The sequence below is a fragment of the endosymbiont of Riftia pachyptila (vent Ph05) genome, assembly GCF_000224455.1.
In the GTDB taxonomy this organism is placed as follows: Bacteria; Pseudomonadota; Gammaproteobacteria; order Chromatiales; family Chromatiaceae; genus Endoriftia; species Endoriftia persephonae.
Window position 1 is genome coordinate 1 of sequence record NZ_AFOC01000072.1, and the last position, 20,097, is coordinate 20,097.

Consider the following 20,097-nt stretch of genomic DNA (forward strand, 5'->3'; position numbering starts at 1 on the left):
AACAGTGCAGACCAGCCCGTTCCGGGTGCTGGCCGCCAACGACCTCGGCATGCACTGCGCTGATCAAGACTACCAGATCTTCAGCATCCTACCACCGTTCAACGTGGTCCACGCCCAGGTAATCGAGATGGGCAGCGACGGCAGCCCCCCCGCATCCTCAGCGACACCGACGTGGATCTGGTCTACTCTGCCAGCAGCAACCTGAGAGACCCTGTCGGCCCCGCTTCCATCAACACCACCAGCTTCAACGGGCCGGGGATCTTCAAATCCAATTTCTGGGAGATCACCGACTCGGGCAACACCCAGGGTGCCCTCGGTTACGCCTCGCTCTATCCGAGTGTGCTGGCCGTGGGACTCGACAGCCTGTGCGATCCCAATCCGGCCATCGGCTGTCCCAGCGTGTTAACCGCCGCCTTCGACCCGATCCCCGGCGACCTTGGAATTCCGGTGCCAGATCCAGCGCATCTGCCGGGGCTGGTGGTCGGGCAGCAGGCGATGCCCAGCGCGGTCAACCATACACCCTTCATCACCTCGCCCTTCTCCGCCAACGAACCCCAGCCATTCGACCGATTCGATGTCGACCTGCCCTTTTTCACCGCTCTGCCCATCGGCACCACCGTACTGGGTGTCAACTGGTTCGCCGCGGACGGCATCCCGATGCTGCCGGTGGATGACCTTGGGCAGAGCAACGCCTACCCACTGATGAAGGTCTCGGCGATCAGCAAGGGTATGGCCCCCCATATCACGAATAACGTACTCGCCAGCACCGAGGTGGTGCTACCGGTGGCCTCGGAGGCCGACTGCCAGGGGTGTCACGCCGATCCAGCCGACTTCGGCAATGGCGCGGCGGCCAACTTCGCCTCGGTCTCCAACTACGCCGACGGCACCCCTTGGGAGGTGATGCTGACGGCAGATGCCCCCGGACCCGAGCCGCTGCTCAACGCCGCCAAGATCAACGTCCTGCGACTGCATGACGCCAAACACGGCGCCAACTACACCTCCAGCATCGATACCAGCCCACTGCCGTGCACAAGTGGCAGCGAGGCCTCCTGTCTCGACGTGCGCCGCAACATCCAGTGCTCCCAGTGCCACTACTCACCGGCCCTCGACCTGGCCCAGATCGGGCCGGTGGACGAACCCGAGCAGGGTATTCATGGCCGCCAACAGACCCGCCACATCAGCATGTCACGGACGATGCATGGCCATCACGGTGAGTTCACCGATCTGTTCCCCGAGATGCCTGCCCCCAGCGATCCCGCCCGCACCCCCGAACTACAGGCCCAAGTGTTGCAGGAGAGCTGCTACCAGTGCCATCCAGGCAAGCGCACCCAGTGCCTGCGCGGTGCAATGGCCAGCGGCGGCGTGGTCTGCCAGGACTGCCACGGCAACATGAAGCAGGTGGGCAATGACTTCAGCGAAGGACTGCCCGGCGGTACCGGCCTCGACCTCACCCGACGGGTACCTTGGGCCAACGAACCTCAGTGCCAGGCCTGCCACATCGGCGACGTGCTAACCATCGCCCAAGCCGACACCAGTGACTTCGAACTCGCCGTCGACGGCATCCGCCTGCGCCAGACCTATCGCAAGTCAGATGCCACAGCCGCCAGCCTCCCCTTCATCAGCGCACCCGGCTCGCGTTTCGCCGAAGACCAAGGTCTCTATCGTCTGAGCAAAGGCCACGGCGGCGTGATGTGTGAAGGCTGCCACGGCAGCACTCACGCCATCTGGCCGGTGCAGCCGGATGGTGATGATGTCAACTCGCCCTTCCTCGCCAATGACAACCTGGCCGCCATCGGCCTACAGGGCCATACCGGTACCATCACCGAGTGCGACACTTGCCATGCGCCTGGCAGTCTCGGCCTGACCCTCGACGGTCCCCACGGCATGCATCCGGTGAACGATCCCAACTGGACCCATCGCCACGAGAGCGTCGCCGAGCAGAACCCCAACAGCTGCCGCGCCTGCCACGGCAGCAACGGTGAGGGCAGTGTGCTGGCGCGCACCGCCGACCTGCGTATCCTGGAGAGCCATGACAAACAACCCGACGGGAGCAAGCAGATCACCCTCAGCCGAGGTACCGAGGTGAGTTGCACCTTGTGTCACGAAAATAAGCTCTAAGGCCAACCCATCCCCCGCCGTAGCCTTGGCCCCTCTCCACGAGGGGCTTTTTTCTTTCCCAGTCACTTAATTGTTTTGGCAAATGATGCGATCAACCGCATACTAACTAGCGTGGAGAACTAAGAAAAATATCCCAAGTCATCTCAACCTTTTTGTAACCTAAGCCATCATGCCAGCTCCCTTTTTTCGCCAGATACGCGGTGTCTTTCGCAAAGCTGCCCTGCCCCTTGCGGTGAAGTGGACGATGGTAATCGGTGCTCTGATCGCGCTGGTCATGAGCGCCTTAGGCTGGCTGCTGATCACCCTGCAGGACCGGGTACACACAGCGGAGATCGAGATCTTTGGCGGGACCATCGTGCAGCAGTTCGCCCACTCCGCCAGCGAGCCCCTGCTGGCAGAGGACCAGCTCGCCCTGGAGGGCCTGGTCAATCGCCAGCTAAAAAACCGGAATCTGGTGGGAGCGGTGGTCTCAGGGATCAAACAACTGCACATCGCTGCTGGTACGAATCCAGAGAAGCTCCCCGATCCAAGCAAGCCCTACTACTGGACTGACCGCAGCAAACCCAATATCAAACGTCCTCTGGTCACCTTCAGCAACCCAATCCTGTTCAACAAGATCAAGGCGGGCGAGGCCTACGTCACCCTAGACAGAGCCTTTCTCGACAGCTACCGGCAAACCATTATCAACGTCATCGCCGGCGCCACCCTACTGCTGATCGTAATCGCCTCGTTTCTCACCTATGGATTGAGCCGGCAGCTGGCGCGACCAATCAGCCGCTTGGCGGAAGCGGGCCAGTCTGAATCCTCTGAGGAGCCGGCCTACTCTACCTACACTGACCGCCGCGATGAGATCGGCCAGGTCTACTCCCATTTTCAGCGCATGAGCACCGGCCTATTACAGAAGCAGCAGGTTGAAGAGGCACTGGCCCGCTATGTCTCCCCCAAGGTGGCGGAGATGATCCTCGCCAACCTCTCCGACACACGCCTCGCCAACAGTCAAATCAAGGGTAGTGTGCTGTTCTGCGACATCGTCGGCTTTACCAGGATGTCAGAGCATCTGCCGCCGGACCAGGTCGCTGAACTGCTCAATCTCTACCTAGGCAACATCGCCGAGGCGGCCCAGCACAGCCACGGCATGGTGGACAAGTTCATCGGTGATGCTGCGATGATCCTGTTCGGCGCCCCCGACCCGGACCCACACCACGCCGCCCATGCGGTGCGCTGCGCCTGCCTGATCGTGGCGCTGATCGACCGCATCAACCGCAACCGCCACCTCAACCATGAGCAGCCGATCCAGGTGCGCATCGGCATCAACAGTGGTGATATGCTGGCGGGCAACATCGGTATCCCAGAGCGACTCGAATACACCGTAATCGGCGACACCGTGAACGTCGCCTCGCGCCTCTGCGACCGGGCGCCAACCAGCGGCATCCTGATCAGCGAGGCTACCGCATCACCCCATGCGGTCAGGAATACGGTGGATCTCACCCTACAAGCACCGATCAACGTCAAAGGCAGAAAAGAGCCCGTCAGCACACTGCTGGTTAACGCACCTAAAGACAAGTTCGCCCGCCGGCTGGCGGCCACCGTGAAAAAAATCAGAAACAGCCAAGAAACAGCATGAAAAAAAGCAAGACATGGACGGCCCTGATCATGACAGCAGCCCTGAGCGGCTGCGCCAGCCTGCCGCCTGAACTGAAGCTGCCACAGTTGGGCGAACCCGAACCCAAAAAGGTCGAAAAACCACTGAAAACGGCCAACCAGCTGCTGAAGAAGGGTGAACTGGGTGAAGCAGTGGCCCTGCTGGAGAAGGCGATCATGGCGGGCGAGAAGGATAAGGCCGTGGTCAGGCTGCACAACAAACTAAGCGCCATCCAGACCCGTCGGGAGGAGCAGCTTGAGGATCAGTTGCTGCTGCAACAATACGATGCACTGCAAAAACAGTTGCCCCTGATAACGAAGCTGGCAGAAAACCGGCCGAGAGACGCCCACCTCCACTCCAAACTCCTCGATGCCCAGTCCGAGCAGGAGCAGCAACACCTCTACCTGACCCGCTGCGGCTGGCGGGAGTGGCGCCACCAACCCAAACTGGCGACCCGCTGCCTGACAGTGGCGCTGTCGATTAAGGAGGATGAAGATGATCGGCGCCTATTGAAGCTACTCAACTCCCGCTCCTCCAAAGCGGTTAAGCGGGCCCGGAAAATTAAAAAGTCGCAGCGCGCCGCGATCTCAAAGAAAGCATCCACCAACAAGCTCAAGCAGGCTCAGGTTCTGTTTGAGAAGAATGAGCTGAGCAAAGCCAAGATGCTGCTGCAGAAGTTGCTGCAAAAAGAGCCAAAAAACAGCGCCGTACGAGAGCTCTTGCAGCTGGTGCAGAAAGAGCTACAGATTCATCTGAAGAACCTATTCAAGACAGGCGACCGGCTATACTCACAGGGAGAGGTTGCCGGCGCTATTGCAGTCTGGGAGGCCGCCCAGAAGCTCGACCCCAACGACGATCGGGTGGTGGTGAAGATCGAGCGAGCACAGCGAATTCTGGACAACCTGGAGCAACTCAGGAAATCGAGGTAGTATCAGGATGATCGACGCGGCTAGATCGGCCAGTAGATTCTCGCGCTGGAGGCATTTGTCTAACGTGGCACCAGGATCAGCCCGACCTAGGGTTGACGGCAAGCAGCCATAGTGGCACCTCGCTATGCCCCCTCTTCATCCGTCCACACCAAACACTGCTCTCTCTTTCCTATCACGGCTACTGATCATCCTTCTCTGCTGGCTACCTCCTCCCAGCTTTGCAGATAACCACCTGGTACCGGTTACCCTGCAGCTCAAATGGAAGCACGCCTTCCAGTTCGCCGGCTACTATGCTGCTCTCGAGAAAGGCTTCTATAGCAATGCAGGGCTGGAGGTCAGGATCCTTGAACATCAGGGGGAATATTCACCTATCGAGGCTCTGTTGGAGGGCAGGGCCGAATACGCGGTTACCGCTGCCGATATTCTCATCCACCGTACCCAGGGCAAGCCAGTGGTGGCCCTCGCCAGCATCTTCCAGCACAGCCCCTACGCCTTTCTGGTCAAGGCGGAGTCAGGCATAAACAGTGTGGCAGAGTTCGCTGGACAGCGGGTGATGCTGGGATCGGGCATCCAGGATGCTGCGCTCCGTGCCACCCTGCGTCGCGCCGGCCTGAGCCTCGACGATCTCACCATTCTACCCACCAGTTTCGATGTGCGCTCACTGATCCGAGGCGATACCGACGTCTTCAATGCCTATGTCACCGATCAGGGTTTTGCCCTGCAAGAGACAGGCACCGAGGGTCGCTATCTGTTACCCAAGCAGTATGGAATCGACTTCTATGGCGATGTTCTCGCCACCACTGAAGCCGAGGCAGAGCAGCATCCGCAACGGCTGCGTAACTTTCTCAAGGCGAGTCTCAGGGGCTGGGAGTACGCCCTCAACCACCCGGATGAGCTGATTGATCTAATCCTGGCCAAGTACAACACTCAGGAATTGAGCCGCAAACATTTGGAGTATGAGGCACGCACCTCCCGTGAACTGATTCAGCCACTGTTGGTCAGGATCGGTCATATGAATCCGGCCCGCTGGGAGCATATCCGCGACGTCTTCACCGAGTTAGAACTGATCCCGCCGGGCAGCCGCATCGCAGGACTGATCTACGCCGAAAATGACCAGGCCAGCAGTTGGGCGCGCTGGCTGGTCGAATACTGGAACCTCCTGCTCGCTGGCCTGGTCCTCTTCCTAGTCGCGTTGCTGCTGCTGTTCAATCTGCAGATGCGCCGCCTGATCCGCCAACGCACCGCCGAACTCGCCCAGAGCGAGCACTCTCTGCGCACCCTGATCGATATGGAGCCCGCCTGCGTCAAGACTCTGGATCGCAAGGGCCGCCTGCTTACTATAAACAGAGCCGGCCTGGCGATGATCGATGCAGACAGGATCGAGCAAGTACGCGGCCATCCGATCACCGAACTGGTGGATAAGCCCTATCGAAAACAGTTCATCGAACTCATTAAGCAGGTTTTTGCCGGCCACTCCGGGAGCCTGCTGTTCCGTGCCACCGGGCTGAAGGAGCACAAACTGTGGCTGGAGACCCACGCCGTTCCCTTCCGCGAAGCCAATGGCGAGATCAGCCGCCTGCTCAGTGTTACCCAGGATGTCACCCAGCGCATCAAAGCGGAGAACACCGCTCTGCAGCAGCAGCGAAGCAACCAGTCGATGCTCGCCAACATCCCCGGCGCCATCTACCGTTGCATGTACGATCGCAGCCGTAGCATGCTGTTTATCAGTGACTATATCGAACAACTGACGGAATACCCGGCAGATGATTTCATCAACAACGCCGCAATCTCGTTTTTGGAGCTGATCCACCCGGCCGATATCGAACCGAGCCTCGACTATCTCGACAAACGGCTCTGGGATCACGACGACTACTACCTCGAATTTCGCATCATCCGCCAACATGACCGGGCAATCCGTTGGCTGGCAGACCGCGGCACAGCAAGCCGGGGGCAGGATGGGAAGATCCTCTGTCTGGATGGCGCCCTGTTCGATATCACCGAGCGTAAACAGACTGACGACGCACTGCACATCCTGGTCGAAAGCATGGTCGGCCTGACCGGTCAGGCCTTCTTCGACAAAACAGTCAGTGCGCTCTGCCGTTGGTTCAATGCCGATGGCGCCAGCATCGGGGTAATCGAAGATGATGAGTGGGTACAGGCGATTGCACTGACACTCGATGGCGAGCTGANTNCGACTACGGCTATCCACTGGCCGGCTCACCCTGCAGGGAGGTGACTACCACTGCCACCTGCCTCTATCCTCAGGATGTCGCACAGCAGTTTCCTGAAGACCCGGAGCTGGAAAAACTCGGCGTCCAAGGCTATGCCGGCACACCAATTCGTGACCAGCATCACAAGGTTATTGGCATCGTCTGGGTTATATCGCGTCAGCCGCTCAACGTGCCCACCCACTGGGAGGATGCCCTGAACATTATCGCCGCCAAGGCCGGCGCCGAGATCCTGCGCAGGCGCACCGAGCGCTCCCTCAAAGAAAATATGGAGCGCTACCGGGCATTGGTCGAATCGACCCAGGACTTTGTCTGGGAGACCGACAGTCAAGGCCGCTACACTTACTGCAGCCCTCAGACAAAAACGATTCTCGGCTACAAGCCCGAGGAGCTGATCGGCAAAACCCCCTTCGACTTCATGCCCCCTGAGGTTGCTGATCAGGTCTCCAGCCAGTTCGCGGCCATTATCCAACAGCGGCGTCCCTTCAGCTCCCTGGAGAACCTCAATCGGCACAAACAGGGCCATCAGGTAATACTCGACACCAGCGGCATGCCCTTCTTCGATGCCAACGGCGAACTGGCCGGCTATCGTGGCATCGACCGCGACATCACCCAACGCAAACAGGCCGAGAGTTATCTGCGGGAGAGTGAAAGACGCTTTCGCGAACTGATCGAGAGCCTGCCCAACGTGGCAGTACAGGGCTACGACAAAGAGCTCCGGGTGATCTACTGGAACGCCGCCAGCTCGCGACTCTACGGCTACACGGAAGAGGAGGCGCTCGGCGCCCAGTTGCAGGATCTGATCATCCCCGAGTCGATGTACGACTGCCTAGTCGAAGCCCACCACGCCTGGCTCGAGCGGGGGCAGCCGATCCCCCCCGGCGAGCTGGAGCTGCTACACAAGGACGGCCATCTGCTGCCGGTCTTCTCCAGTCATGTGCTACTCAACCAGGACACAGATAATCCCGAGATGTTCTGCATCGATGTCGATCAGTCAGAGCAGAAGCGGGCGCTAGACAAACTTGAACACCTCGCCACCTACGACCAGCTGACTCATCTGCCCAACCGCTACCTGCTGGAGAGTGAACTCAGCAACCGCATCAAGGAGGCCGAGCGGTTCGGGCAGAAACTGGCGATCCTCTTTATCGACCTCGACAATTTCAAGGTGATCAACGACTCGATGGGCCACGAGTATGGCGACATCCTGCTGCTGCAGGTGGCCAAACGCCTCTCCAGCCAACTACGGAAGTACGACACTGTGGCGCGCTTTGGCGGTGACGAGTTTGTGCTGATGATGCCGATGATCCAGGAGAATAGTGAGGTCGCTGCTGTAGCCAAGAAGATCATCCGTGAGTTTGCCACGGTGTTCGATCTCAAAGAACAGGAGGCCTTTGTCACCACCAGCATCGGTATCAGCCTGTTTCCCGATGATGGCCAGACTACCGGCGAACTGCTGCAAAATGCCGATGCCGCCATGTATCGAGCCAAAGATGCCGGGCGCAACCGCTACCAGTTCTTTACCCAAACGATGAATGACGAACTGCGCCGCTACCAGCAGATCGAGACCCAGCTACGGCGTGCCCTTGAGACTGAGGTCCTGCAACTTTACTACCAGCCACAAGTGGACCTGCGGAGCGGCAAGATCAAAAGCTGTGAGGCGCTGCTGCGCTGGCTGCCCGAAGATGGCGAGCCGATCTCACCGGCCGAGTTTATCCCGGTAGCAGAGCGCTCGGAACTGATCATCCGCATCGGCGAGTGCGTGATCAACGCCGCCTGCCGGCAACGAGCCGCCTGGAAAGCACGCGGGCTGCGCGACTTCCAGATCGACATCAACATCTCCGGACGGCAGTTTCTGTTTCACGATCTTTATCTGGTCATCACTAAAACTCTGCAGAAATACGGGCTCTCTCCTACCGATATCGGCATCGAGCTAACCGAAAACGTGTTGATCAAGGCGGATGAAAAGATCCTCTCCGACCTGAAACGGCTCCACCAGGCCGGCATGCAGATCGCCATCGACGACTTCGGCACCGGCTACTCCTCCCTCAGCTACCTAAAACGTTTTCCGGTCGACAATCTCAAGATCGACCGGGCGTTCGTGCGCGACGCCCCCCACGACAGCGATGACCGGTCGATCATGGAAGCGATCGTTGCAGTCGGCCACCGGCTCGGTATGAAAGTGGTGGTGGAAGGTGTTGAAAATCAGGCCCAGCACGCCCTCTCCATTGAGATCGGCTGTGATCTTGCACAGGGCTACTATTTCCACCGCCCGATGCCTGCTGAGCAGCTGGAGGCGCTACTGGAGTTTCCGGTCCCAGCACACAATAGCCACTGAAAAGCCAATACTAAGCATTAATTTTCTGTGGAAATCCCCGGTCGATTTCTCTATCCTGTGCCGCCATTGAGTTGCGGAACCAACCCCGGCAGCGGCCCTGCGGCGCGCCTGCCAGCAACAAAATTTCCAAAGAATAAACAGTAGGATAGGACGCCTTCCTAATCCTGCATCCTGCTATTCACTACAGGACAACTACCAATGACCGTAAAGGACATGACCGGGAGCACCGATCTGACCCGGTTCGACAAGGGCACAGGCGCGGTGCGTACCCGCCGCCCCGTCTACCTCGACTTCCTGCCCCCCTGCAATAGTGCCTGCCCCGCCGGGGAAGATATCCAGGGCTGGCTGGCACTGGCTCAGGAGCAGCGCTACGAAGAGGCCTGGCAGCTGCTGATCGAGAACAACCCGATGCCGGCGATCCACGGCCGTGTCTGCTACCACCCCTGCGAGACAGGCTGCAACCGCAACTTCACCGACAGCACCGTGAGCATCCACGCGGTGGAACGCTTCCTCGGTGACATGGCGCTAGAGCAGGGCTGGAAACCGAAGTTCGAGGCGAAGCCCGGCGGCAGCAAGGTGCTGGTGGTCGGCGGCGGGCCTTCCGGTCTCTCCGCCGCCTACCACCTGACCCGCCTCGGTCATCAGGTGGAGATCCGTGAGGCCGGCCCGATCGCCGGCGGTATGATCCACTTCGGTATCCCCGCCTATCGCATGCCGCGGAACGAGCTGGCCGCCGAGATCCGCCGCATCGAGGAGATCGGGGTCAAGATCAGCCTCAACCACCGGGTCGAGGATCTGCTCAAGGAGAAGCAGGAAGGCGGCTTCGATGCAGTCTTCATCGCCGTCGGCGCCCACATCAGCAAGAAGATCGAGATCCCTGCCCGGGATGCCGGCAAGATGCTCGACGCGGTCAGCTTCCTGCGCCAGGCTCACAGCGACAACCCGCCCAAGCTGGGTCGCCGGGTGGCGATCTACGGCGGCGGCAACACCGCCATGGACGCGGCCCGCACCGCCAAGCGCCTGGGCGTCGACGAGGCGATGATTATCTACCGCCGCGACCGCGCCAGCATGCCGGCCCACGACTTCGAGGCCGATGAGGCCCTCGAGGAGGGCGTAAAGATCAAGTGGCTGCGCACCATCAAAGAGATCGACCAGACCACCTTCAAGGTCGAAGTAATGGAGCTGGACGAGAATGGCCGCCCCCAACCCACCGGTGAGGTCGAAGAACTGCAGGCCGACGCCCTGATCCTGGCAGTGGGTCAGGACACCGATACCGGCTTCCTCGACTCAGTGCCAGGCATTGAATTCAACCGCGACGGCACCGTGATCGTTGGCGAGGACATGATGACCGGCGCCCCCGACATCTTCGCCGGCGGCGACATGGTGCCCAGCGAACGCTCGGTGACCATTGCGGTCGGCCACGGCAAAAAGGCGGCCCGCTTCATCGACGGCTACCTGCGTGGCAAGCCCTATCAACCCGCCAGAAAACATCCACTGGTCGATCACGAAAAGCTCCATCTCTGGTACCGCACCAACGCCCCCCAGCGGGAACAGCAACAGCTGCCGCTGGTGGAGCGCATGGACAACTTCGACGAGATCCTGCAGGGGTTGAACGAGGGCGAGGCGCAGTTCGAGGCGCAGCGCTGCCTCTCCTGCGGCAACTGCTTCGAGTGCGACGGCTGCCTCGGCTCCTGTCCAGAAGGCGCCGTGATCAAACTTGGCCCCGGCAAACGCTACCGCTACGACTACTCGCGCTGCACTGGCTGCGCGGTCTGTTACGAGCAGTGCCCCTGCCACGCCATCGAGATGGTGCCGGAGCCCGGCTCAATCTATGAAAAAGTCGGCATGAGCGGAGGCTGAGCCATGAGCGAGAACAACAAAAAATTTGTCACCATCGACGGCAACGAGGCGGTGGTTCACGTCGCCTACCGGGTCAGCGAGGTCTGCTCGATCTACCCAATCACCCCCTCCTCACCGATGGCGGAGTCGGCCGATGTCTGGTCTGCCAAGGGCACCACCAACATCTGGGGCCAAGTGCCCGATGTGTTCGAGATGCAGTCGGAGGGAGGCGCTGCCGGCACCGCCCACGGTGCCCTGCAGGCCGGCGCCATGACCACCACCTTCACCTCCTCCCAGGGGCTGATGTTGATGCTGCCGAACATGTACAAGATCGCCGGCGAGCTCACCTCCACGGTGTTCCATGTGGCGGCCCGCTCGCTGGCGGCCCAGGCGCTGTCGATCTTCGGCGACCACCAGGACGTGATGGCAGCACGCACCACCGGCTTCGCCATGCTCTGCTCCGCCTCGGTGCAGGAGGCCCACGACCTGGCGCTGATCAGCCACGCCGCCACCCTCGAGACCCGGGTACCTTTTATCCACTTCTTTGATGGCTTTCGCACCTCCCACGAAGTGAACAAGATCGAGCTGCTCTCTGACGCGCAGATCCGCGCCATGATCAATGAAGACCTGGTGATCGCCCACCGCCAGCGCGCCCTCAACCCAGACAACCCCTTCATCCGCGGCACTGCACAGAATCCGGATGTCTATTTCCAGGGCCGCGAGAGCGCCAACCCCTACTACGAGCGCATCCCCGGCATCCTGCAGCAGACCATGAACCGCTTCGCCGAGCTCACCGGCCGCCAATACAGCCTCTATGAGTATTTTGGCGATCCACAGGCGGAGCGGGTGGTCATCATCATGGGTTCCGGCATCGAGACGGTGCAGCAGACCGTCGAGCAGCTCAACGCTCAGGATGAACGGCTGGGTGTGCTGCAGGTTCGCCTGTTCCGCCCCTTCCCCGCCGATGATCTGCTGGCGGTGCTGCCCAGCAGCGTAAAGTCGCTCGCGATACTAGACCGCACCAAGGAGATCGGCGCCAACGGCGAACCGCTCTATCAAGAGATCATGACGCTGCTGATGGAGGCCTACACCCAGGGCACGATCAGCAACCTGCCGCGGGTGATCGGTGGCCGCTACGGCCTCTCCTCCAAGGAGTTCACCCCGGCGATGGCCAAGGCGGTGTTCGATGAGCTGGCCAAGGCAGCGCCGAAGAACCACTTCACCATCGGCATCACAGACGATGTGACCCATACCAGCCTTGAGTTCGACCCCAAGTTCAACATCGAGGGCGAGGATGTCACCCGCGCCCTGTTCTTCGGCCTCGGCTCCGATGGTACGGTTGGCGCCAACAAAAACAGCATCAAGATCATCGGCGAGAACACCGAGCTGAACGCCCAAGGCTACTTCGTCTACGACTCGCGCAAGGCGGGCTCAACCACCGTCTCCCACCTGCGCTTTGGCCCGCAGCTGATCAAGGCCCCCTACCTGATTCAGTCGGCTAACTTCATCGCCTGCCACAAGTTCGACTTCGTCTCCAAGGTGGAAGTACTGCGCGAGGCCGCAGAAGGTGCGGTGTTCCTGCTCAACAGCCCCTACAGCCCGGACGAGGTTTGGGAAAAATTACCCAGACCAGTGCAGCAGATCCTAATCGACCGACAGATCGCCCTGTATGTGATCGACGCCTCCACCGTAGCCCGAGAGGCGGGCATGGGGCGGCGCATCAACACCGTGATGCAGACCTGCTTCTTCGCCCTCTCTGGGGTGCTGCCGAGGGACGAGGCGATCGCACAGATCAAACAGGCGATCGAGAAAAGCTACTTCACCAAAGGCAAGGCGGTGATCGAGCAAAACTTCAAGGCGGTAGACGCCGCTCTCGATCATCTGCACAAGGTCGACTACCCCGATCAAGTCAGCAGCCAGCGCGAGCTCGATCCAGTGGTACCGCCCCAGGCCCCTGAGTTCGTACAGGAGGTCACCGCACCGATGCTGCTCGGCCGCGGTGATGAGCTACCGGTGAGCAAACTGCCGGTGGACGGCACCTACCCCAGCGGTACCACCCAGTGGGAGAAGCGCAACATCTCCGACTTCATCCCGGTGTGGGAGCCCGATATCTGCATCCAGTGCGGCAACTGCAGCTTCGTCTGCCCGCACAGCGTAATCCGCTCCAAGTTCTACCATGAGAAGAAGCTGGCGGACGCGCCCGACTCCTTCCCCTCGGCCCGGATCAGCGCCCGCGGCTTTCCCGAGACCCGCTACACCCTGCAGATCTATCTAGAGGACTGCACCGGCTGCGGCCTCTGCGTCGAGGCCTGCCCCGCGTACGACTTCGAAGATAAAACCACCAAAGCGATCAACATGAAGCCGAAAGCGCCGGTGTTCGAGGCGGGCAAGACCAATGTGGGATTCTTCGAGAGCCTGCCGGTCAACGACCGCGCCAAGGTCGACTTCTCCTCGGTGCGCGGCGCGCAGTTTCTGGAGCCGCTGTTCGAGTTCTCCGGCGCCTGCTCCGGCTGCGGCGAGACCCCCTACGTGCGGCTCCTCTCCCAGCTATTTGGCCCTCGCCTGCTGGTGGCCAACGCCACCGGCTGCTCCTCGATCTACGGCGGCAATCTACCCACCACCCCCTGGACCAAAAACAAAGAGGGCCAGGGCCCGGCCTGGTCCAACTCCCTGTTCGAGGACAACGCCGAGTTCGGCCTCGGCATGCGCATCAGCTCCGACCACCACACCACGATGGCTAAGAAGCTGATCAAAGAACTGGCTCCACAGCTGGGTGAGGAGTGCGTCAATGCCCTGCTCAGCACCGACCAGCGGGTCGGTAGTGAGCTGCGCGCCCAGCGCGAGCGAGTCGTCCAGCTGAAACAAAAGCTGAAAAACATCAACGATCCACGAGCAAAAAACCTGCTGTCGCTGGTCGACCATCTAGTGCGCCGCTCGGTCTGGCTGGTAGGCGGCGACGGCTGGGCCTACGACATCGGTTCCGGCGGTCTCGATCATGCACTCGCATCTGGGCGCAACATCAACGTGCTGGTGCTCGATACTGAAGTCTACTCCAACACCGGCGGGCAGATGTCGAAATCGACCCCCACCGCCGCCACGGCCAAGTTCGCCTCAGCGGGCAAGCGCATCGGCAAGAAGGATCTGGCAATGCAGGCTATCTCCTACGGCAACGTCTACGTGGCACGGGTGGCGATGGGCGCCAGTCCCCAGCAGACCCTGCTGGCGATGCGTGAGGCTGAAGAGTACGATGGCCCCTCGCTGATCCTCGCCTACAGCCCTTGTATCGCCCACGGATACGACCTGCGCCAGGGCCTGGAGCAGCAGAAACTGGCGGTGGAGAGCGGCTACTGGCCGCTAATTCGCTACAGTCCGGCGCTGCGCAAGGCGGGCCACCGGCCCTTCGTGCTCGATTCGCCGCGGCCGCGGATCCGCCTCAAGGACTACGCCTACAACGAGATGCGCTATAAGCTGCTGACCCGTACCCACCCGGATGAGGCGGAGCACCTGATCCAGGTGGCACAAGAGTTGGTCGATCTACGATGGGATACTTACGAACACATGGCCGAACAAGAGCCGACCGAGTTCCAGCCGGTCGCCTAATGCAGCGCGCGCTGCGACGGCTCTTCATCCTCTTCGCTCTGCTGCCACTCCCCCTGTTAGCGGGGGAGTGGTCGGGCTATATCGAGGCCCAAGGCCGCTATTTCAGTCAGCACCCGCTGGAACCTGAGCAACGCAGCAGCCTGCTCTCCCTCGCCGCCGAGCCGGAGTTCTACCACGCTTGGGATGACGACCGGCAGAGCCTGGTGTTCCGCCCCTTCTACCGCTGGGACTCAGCCGACAGCGAGCGTAGCCACGGCGACATCCGCGAGCTGCTCTGGACCTACGCCGCAGAAAACTGGGAGCTGCAAGCCGGCATCGGCAAAGTCTTCTGGGGTGTGACCGAGGCACGTCACCTGGTCGACATCATCAACCAGACCGATCTGGTGGAGAACCTGGATGCCGAGCAGAAACTGGGCCAGCCGATGATCCGCTTCTCTAGCGAGCGCGACTGGGGGCTGCTCGATCTGTTTGTGCTGCCCGGCTTTCGTGAACGGACTTTTCCGGGGATCCACGGACGGTTTCGCAGCCAGCCCCGGGTCGATCGTGACCTGACCCGCTACGAATCGGACAAAGAGGATCGCCACATCGACCTAGCGATCCGCTGGGCCCACAGCCTCGGCGACTGGGACATCGGCCTGGCCCACTTCCACGGCACCAGCCGCACCCCAGACCTGGCCCCCGCGAGCAATACCGCTGGCGAAACTGTGCTCGCCCCCTTCTACCCGCTGATCGACCAGACTAGCCTCGATCTGCAGGCCACCAAGGGCGACTGGCTGTGGAAACTGGAGGCGGCCTACCGCAGTGGCCAGGGCGACGCCTACAGCGCCGCCACCGGCGGTTTCGAGTACACCTACGTGGGAGTGCTGCAGAGCGATATGGACCTGGGGGTACTGATGGAGTATCTCTACGACGAACGCGGCGATGCTGCCCCCATCGCCTTTGAAAACGACCTCTTCATTGGCCTGCGCCTCACTGCCAACGACGCGCAGAGCAGCGAACTGCTCACCGGCGTGATCCGCGACCTCGATTCCGGTGCGCTGCTATTCAACCTGGAAGCAAGCCGACGCCTCGGCGACAGCTGGAAGGCCGCGGCGCAGATCCGTATCTGGAGCAACATCCCTGAAGATGATCAGCTCTACGCCTTCAGCCGGGATGACTATGTTGAGCTAAGTTTGGCGCGTTATTTCTAGGAAACAGTGCCCCCTACCTCTTGGCCTACCTACCTCTTGGCCTACCTACCTCTTGGCCTAATGCCGGCTCAGCCGGTATCAGGGGGGGACTCAGCCGCTAGCGGCTATGGATGCAGATCAATTGTTCTCTGACCCGGTTTTTCGTAGTTTCACCAAGGGAGACCAACTCACTGCACAATCGACTATTTATCTTATTGAAGGGATTTGCTTATGACCAAGAAAAGACTGATTGGATATGTATACCTGTCTCTCATGCTCTACTTCCCACTATCGGCCGAGGCGACGGAACTCAAGGCATCTCAAAAACTTTCTCTGCATAAATCAGAAGCCAAAGAATCAGCGATCAAAGACGTAGGAAAGGAGACACTGGGTACGCCTCCGACAGTTCGACTAAATATGTGCGGTAAAGGTTTGTGGTTTAACAATAGATGCCAACGCAGGAATTTCTTCGTGGAAATGGTTCCGAAGGGCGAAGCATTTGTTAGCGTTTTCGGATCGCGACTACGGTCTGAAGGCCCGGGTTCAATCGTACTCTTTACAGTGGACAGCGATGCAGTCGCTCGTCAGTACCACATCTCTGCTGAGCGCTCTAGGGAGGCGCCAAGAACAAGCGATATAACTACTAAAGCCAAGGACTCCAGAAGTTTAGAAGTAAAGAACACTGGANACAAAGCATCAGACAGCCGAAGCATCAAAAAAAAAACAACTGGTGCTAAAGTTACGCCCCCAATCACTCATGTAGATACACCAATGATTCTACAGGCAGGGGATTTCAAGGGCTTTAAACTACTGAGCAGGGTCACGGAGACCCGAGGCATGCATGGCGGTTGGTCGAACATGTACTATGAGATTGCCACACCCAAGCCTACTGGTGATCTGACCCTATATTACAGCAAGTATCGCCAATATGGACCTTCGCGCTGGAGAGATACGATTTGCCGCAGCGACCAGTATCTCACCAACTCCGGCGAATCAGGCGACAGCGGTTGCCATTCAATGGGAGTCATAGCGAGCAGCAGCGGCCCCAGCATTCGTCAGCAGTGCATGGCCAGTGAAGTTATGGCGGGCGATGCGGTGAAGTGGACGGTAACAACAGGCTGCAATTCAATCGGCGGAGGCATTGTGGCTGCAGCCGCTATAAGAGCCAGCCTACCAATATTTGCTGCTGTCACTATCGAGACAGAGAACCCGAATTGCGGGCGGAGTCGCCGGCCTTACCACACTCGCGGGTATCACGTTGGCAGGTGGTTATATTGTCGGCAACGCTTGCAATGTCGCAGGTGCACTTGCCGATGATCTGACGGGCAAGTTGACTGGGTGTGTAACAACTGGGCTTCCTGGGACTGCGGAAGAAATTGCTGACATCTACGATCAACTAGAGCTGCTTAAAAACGCAGCGAATGAATGGTTCACCGAACCCGGCACATGCATGGTCTGCAACGCAACTTCAGTTGAAACAGTCGGCGGTGGGTGGAACGAACAAGAAGGCACCATGGAAGTGATTGGTGAAGTGGTTTGCTCAGACTGGAGTTGGTCACATGGTAATGACTCGAACGGTGATTTGTTTTGTGACTAGATGCTGAGCTCCCCAACTTCTCAACCACCCGTGGACTATGTCACAAGTCCACGGGTATTTTTCTACAAACAGGACCTACATTAGATCAAACAGAGTCCATTCAGGAAATTGTTCTCTGACCTGATTTTGTTATTGATTTACACCCTTTGACGATATTGGCGGAAATTGCTCTCTGACCCGATTTCGCGCAAAACATCACCGGCATTTTGCAAGCAGAGCTTCGATCAGTGCGGCCCTTTCCTTTTCAGTATTTTTCTCCTATCCAATAAGAGGAGCCAAAAAATACCATAAGCAATTCAGGAGGCCTGAAAATGTCCAATATCCAAAGCATACTGGGTAATGAGGCTGAGGATCTGCTACAGCACCGCTGTGCCGGTATTCCCAGCGAGCAGTTGCACCTGCCGGGGCCGGACTTCATCGACCGGGTGGTGGCCCAATCTGACCGCAAGCTCGGCGTGTTGCGAAATCTTCAGGCCATGTTCAACCACGGCCGGCTCAGCGGTACCGGTTATCTCTCCATTCTGCCAGTGGACCAGGGGGTGGAGCATGCGGGCGGCGCCTCCTTCGCCCCCAATCCGATCTATTTCGACCCGGAGAAAATCATTGAGCTCGCCATCGAAGGGGGCTGCAACGCGGTGGCCTCCACCTTGGGCGTGCTCGGCTCGGTCGGCCGCAAATATGCCCACAAGATCCCCTTCTTGGTGAAGCTCAACCACAACGAGCTGCTCACCTATCCCAACATCTACGACCAAACTCTGTTCGCCAGTGTGGAACAGGCCTTCGACCTCGGGGCAGCGGCGGTGGGCGCCACGGTCTATTTCGGCTCAGCCGAGTCGCGCCGCCAGATCACAGAGATCAGCGAGGCCTTCCAGGCCGCCCACGAACTGGGCATGGTGACCGTACTCTGGGCCTACCTACGCAATCCAGCCTTCAAACACGAGGGTAGCGACTACCATTCGGCGGCGGATCTCACCGGTCAGGCCAATCACCTGGCCGCCACCATCGAGGCGGATATCATCAAGCAAAAACAGGCAACCCTGGATGGCGGCTACACCGCCATCAACTTTGGCAAGACCCACCCCCGGATCTATGAGGAGCTCTCCGGCAGCCACCCCATCGACCGGGTGCGTTACCAGGTTGCCAACTGCTACATGGGGCGTATCGGCATGATCAACTCAGGTGGGCCCTCGGGCAAGGATGATCTGCACCAGGCGGTGCGCACTGCGCTAATCAACAAACGGGCTGGCGGCATGGGGCTGATCTCTGGGCGCAAGGCGTTCCAGAAGCCCATGACCGAGGGCGTGGCCCTGCTTAACGCCATCCAGGACGTCTACCTATCGCCGGAGGTAACCATCGCTTGAAACGAGCAAGCTGTCACCACGAAGTCACGAATGGGATAGAAAAAGTTTGTGGTGCCCGCAAGCGCTAGGGCAGAATCAGTGACGCATAACCTCCCAACGCCTGACGCATCGCATCGATGGAAGGTGGGCTGGCCCAGGCCATGTCATCCAGCCCGCCACGACAGGTCAGCCGCATCACGTCAGGCTGTCGGTCTGAGCCAATCCAGAGATGTAGCGCGCGCATGATCATCGGTCTCCCGCTGCCATCCATTCCGGCGGATCTGAGCCCAGCCAACTGTAGTGGTTGCGGATGGTAGACGATCTCTGAGGTTTGTGGCTGAACCCTTACCACCAGGAAGGCTTCAGGCTGGATAGTTCTGTCGGTTTCGCTCAGTTTTTTCAGCTCAAAATTACAGCTTGGATAGTAGCGATCCAGCGCCTTTTTTGTGACCACGGCGCCGCGCTGCAGATAGACCCGGGTCTCTCCTCCTGGCACCGTCAATGCGGTTTTCAGCTCGATACTCGATCCCACCGGCGGCGCAGAGTAGACATTCGACGAACCCTGCTTGCCCCCACCCATGGCACATCCGGTGAGAAGCAGAAACGCCCAGAACAGCACGCTGTTTTTCATGCTCACCCCCGGTTTGTATAAAGCTAGCCCAGGACCCGGAAATAGCAGGCCAGATCGGGCAGATCGACCTCGCGAGGCGCGATCTTCACCACCGAGTTTAGTGCAGGCTTGCTCTTCATTCTGACTCGCGCCTCCATCGCCAGCTCCGGGATCAGCACACTGGCCCGCTCCCCCTCAATGGCGACCACCACCCCCTCCCCCTGCCATTTGGGGTGGTCACGCAGATAGACCATGCGCCAGTGGTTGTTGGATTGGCGTTCCGCCTTGCGGATCGACATACTCCCCAGCTCCGCCTGACTGATGCGTTCCGAGATGGTGTGGATGTCGAGCAGCGGCTCACCTTTGAGATGCGCACGCAGCTGCTGGTGGGTAAGCAGATCGGAGTAGCGCCGCAGCGGACTGGTGGCGCGAGTGTAGCGCTGCAGGCCGAGGCCGCTGTGGGGCTCCGGCTGGGTCTTCACCTGAGTCGGCTTGAACTTGCGCACATAGGCGTACATGGCCGCCAAATCCTGCGGCGAGGCCGGCGTGTCAGGCGGCGCCTGGGTGGCGAAGGGCACAGGGATCTCATTATCGCTACAGTAGATCGCCACCGCCTCCCCCGCCATCAACATCAGGTCGGTGATCATCTCACGGCTCTTCAGTGCCGGCAGCGGGGTGATCGCCACCCCC

The 20,097-nt window shown here is 59.8% G+C and carries 13 protein-coding genes; 11 read left to right on the forward strand and 2 right to left on the reverse strand.

The features are described 5' to 3' along the window. The 11 genes from RIFP1SYM_RS11490 to RIFP1SYM_RS11535 form a co-directional block, all read left to right on the forward strand. Nucleotides 1-205, forward strand: a 205-nt coding sequence (locus RIFP1SYM_RS11490) for a hypothetical protein (RefSeq protein WP_338063177.1), incomplete at its 5' end; no start/stop codon positions are given. Beyond that, on the forward strand, nucleotides 172-2,118 hold the full coding sequence (locus RIFP1SYM_RS11495) for a hypothetical protein (RefSeq protein WP_039960366.1): 1,947 nt from the start codon (nucleotides 172-174) through the stop codon (nucleotides 2,116-2,118). The genes RIFP1SYM_RS11490 and RIFP1SYM_RS11495, both read left to right, overlap by 34 nt. Before the next feature lie 244 nt (nucleotides 2,119-2,362). Continuing rightward, complete coding sequence (locus RIFP1SYM_RS11500; RefSeq protein WP_006474691.1) at nucleotides 2,363-3,742, forward strand: adenylate/guanylate cyclase domain-containing protein; 1,380 nt, start codon at nucleotides 2,363-2,365, stop codon at nucleotides 3,740-3,742. Further along, nucleotides 3,739-4,689: a hypothetical protein gene (locus RIFP1SYM_RS11505; protein ID WP_005964700.1), complete on the forward strand. Its 951-nt coding sequence runs from the start codon at nucleotides 3,739-3,741 to the stop codon at nucleotides 4,687-4,689. The genes RIFP1SYM_RS11500 and RIFP1SYM_RS11505 overlap by 4 nt, the downstream gene beginning before the upstream one ends. A gap of 124 nt (nucleotides 4,690-4,813) precedes the next feature. After that, complete coding sequence (locus RIFP1SYM_RS16515) at nucleotides 4,814-6,925, forward strand: ABC transporter substrate-binding protein (protein WP_005964703.1); 2,112 nt, start codon at nucleotides 4,814-4,816, stop codon at nucleotides 6,923-6,925. Then, nucleotides 6,922-9,252: a sensor domain-containing protein gene (locus tag RIFP1SYM_RS11515; RefSeq protein WP_081417748.1), complete on the forward strand. Its 2,331-nt coding sequence runs from the start codon at nucleotides 6,922-6,924 to the stop codon at nucleotides 9,250-9,252. The genes RIFP1SYM_RS16515 and RIFP1SYM_RS11515 overlap by 4 nt, the downstream gene beginning before the upstream one ends. 198 nt (nucleotides 9,253-9,450) lie before the next feature. Further along, on the forward strand, nucleotides 9,451-11,112 hold the full coding sequence (locus RIFP1SYM_RS11520) for an NAD(P)-binding protein (protein ID WP_005964710.1): 1,662 nt from the start codon (nucleotides 9,451-9,453) through the stop codon (nucleotides 11,110-11,112). A 3-nt stretch (nucleotides 11,113-11,115) separates the two neighbouring features. Then, nucleotides 11,116-14,691: a pyruvate:ferredoxin (flavodoxin) oxidoreductase gene (nifJ, locus tag RIFP1SYM_RS11525; RefSeq protein WP_005964713.1), complete on the forward strand. Its 3,576-nt coding sequence runs from the start codon at nucleotides 11,116-11,118 to the stop codon at nucleotides 14,689-14,691. Then, nucleotides 14,691-15,881 (forward strand): hypothetical protein, encoded by a 1,191-nt coding sequence (locus RIFP1SYM_RS11530; protein WP_006474695.1) that lies wholly within the window; start codon nucleotides 14,691-14,693, stop codon nucleotides 15,879-15,881. Before nifJ ends, RIFP1SYM_RS11530 begins: the two co-directional genes overlap by 1 nt. 1,237 nt (nucleotides 15,882-17,118) lie before the next feature. Beyond that, the gene (locus tag RIFP1SYM_RS17525; RefSeq protein WP_139042131.1) at nucleotides 17,119-17,457 is read left to right on the forward strand and encodes a hypothetical protein; all 339 of its coding nucleotides are present in this window, start codon (nucleotides 17,119-17,121) and stop codon (nucleotides 17,455-17,457) included. 311 nt (nucleotides 17,458-17,768) lie between these two features. Next, complete coding sequence (locus RIFP1SYM_RS11535; RefSeq protein WP_005964722.1) at nucleotides 17,769-18,818, forward strand: class I fructose-bisphosphate aldolase; 1,050 nt, start codon at nucleotides 17,769-17,771, stop codon at nucleotides 18,816-18,818. 64 nt (nucleotides 18,819-18,882) lie between these two features. On the opposite strand, the gene RIFP1SYM_RS11540 is transcribed toward RIFP1SYM_RS11535, so the two are convergent. Both RIFP1SYM_RS11540 and RIFP1SYM_RS11545 read right to left on the reverse strand, forming a co-directional pair. Beyond that, nucleotides 18,883-19,428 (reverse strand): hypothetical protein, encoded by a 546-nt coding sequence (locus tag RIFP1SYM_RS11540; protein ID WP_240992098.1) that lies wholly within the window; start codon nucleotides 19,426-19,428, stop codon nucleotides 18,883-18,885. A gap of 23 nt (nucleotides 19,429-19,451) precedes the next feature. Then, the coding region (locus RIFP1SYM_RS11545) for an RNB domain-containing ribonuclease (RefSeq protein ID WP_039960369.1) at nucleotides 19,452-20,097 on the reverse strand (646 nt) is incomplete at its 5' end.

What these genes read in the sequence shown, in the direction of transcription:
- RIFP1SYM_RS11500 (WP_006474691.1), top strand. Translation starts at nt 2,363, where the DNA reads ATGGTAATCGGTGCTCTGATCGCGCTGGTCATGAGCGCCTTAGGCTGG.
- RIFP1SYM_RS11530 (WP_006474695.1), top strand. Translation starts at nt 14,691, where the DNA reads ATGCAGCGCGCGCTGCGACGGCTCTTCATCCTCTTCGCTCTGCTGCCA.
- RIFP1SYM_RS11535 (WP_005964722.1), top strand. Translation starts at nt 17,769, where the DNA reads ATGTCCAATATCCAAAGCATACTGGGTAATGAGGCTGAGGATCTGCTA.
- RIFP1SYM_RS11505 (WP_005964700.1), top strand. Translation starts at nt 3,739, where the DNA reads ATGAAAAAAAGCAAGACATGGACGGCCCTGATCATGACAGCAGCCCTG.
- nifJ (WP_005964713.1), top strand. Translation starts at nt 11,116, where the DNA reads ATGAGCGAGAACAACAAAAAATTTGTCACCATCGACGGCAACGAGGCG.
- RIFP1SYM_RS11520 (WP_005964710.1), top strand. Translation starts at nt 9,451, where the DNA reads ATGACCGTAAAGGACATGACCGGGAGCACCGATCTGACCCGGTTCGAC.
- RIFP1SYM_RS11540 (WP_240992098.1), bottom strand. Translation starts at nt 19,428, where the DNA reads ATGAAAAACAGCGTGCTGTTCTGGGCGTTTCTGCTTCTCACCGGATGT.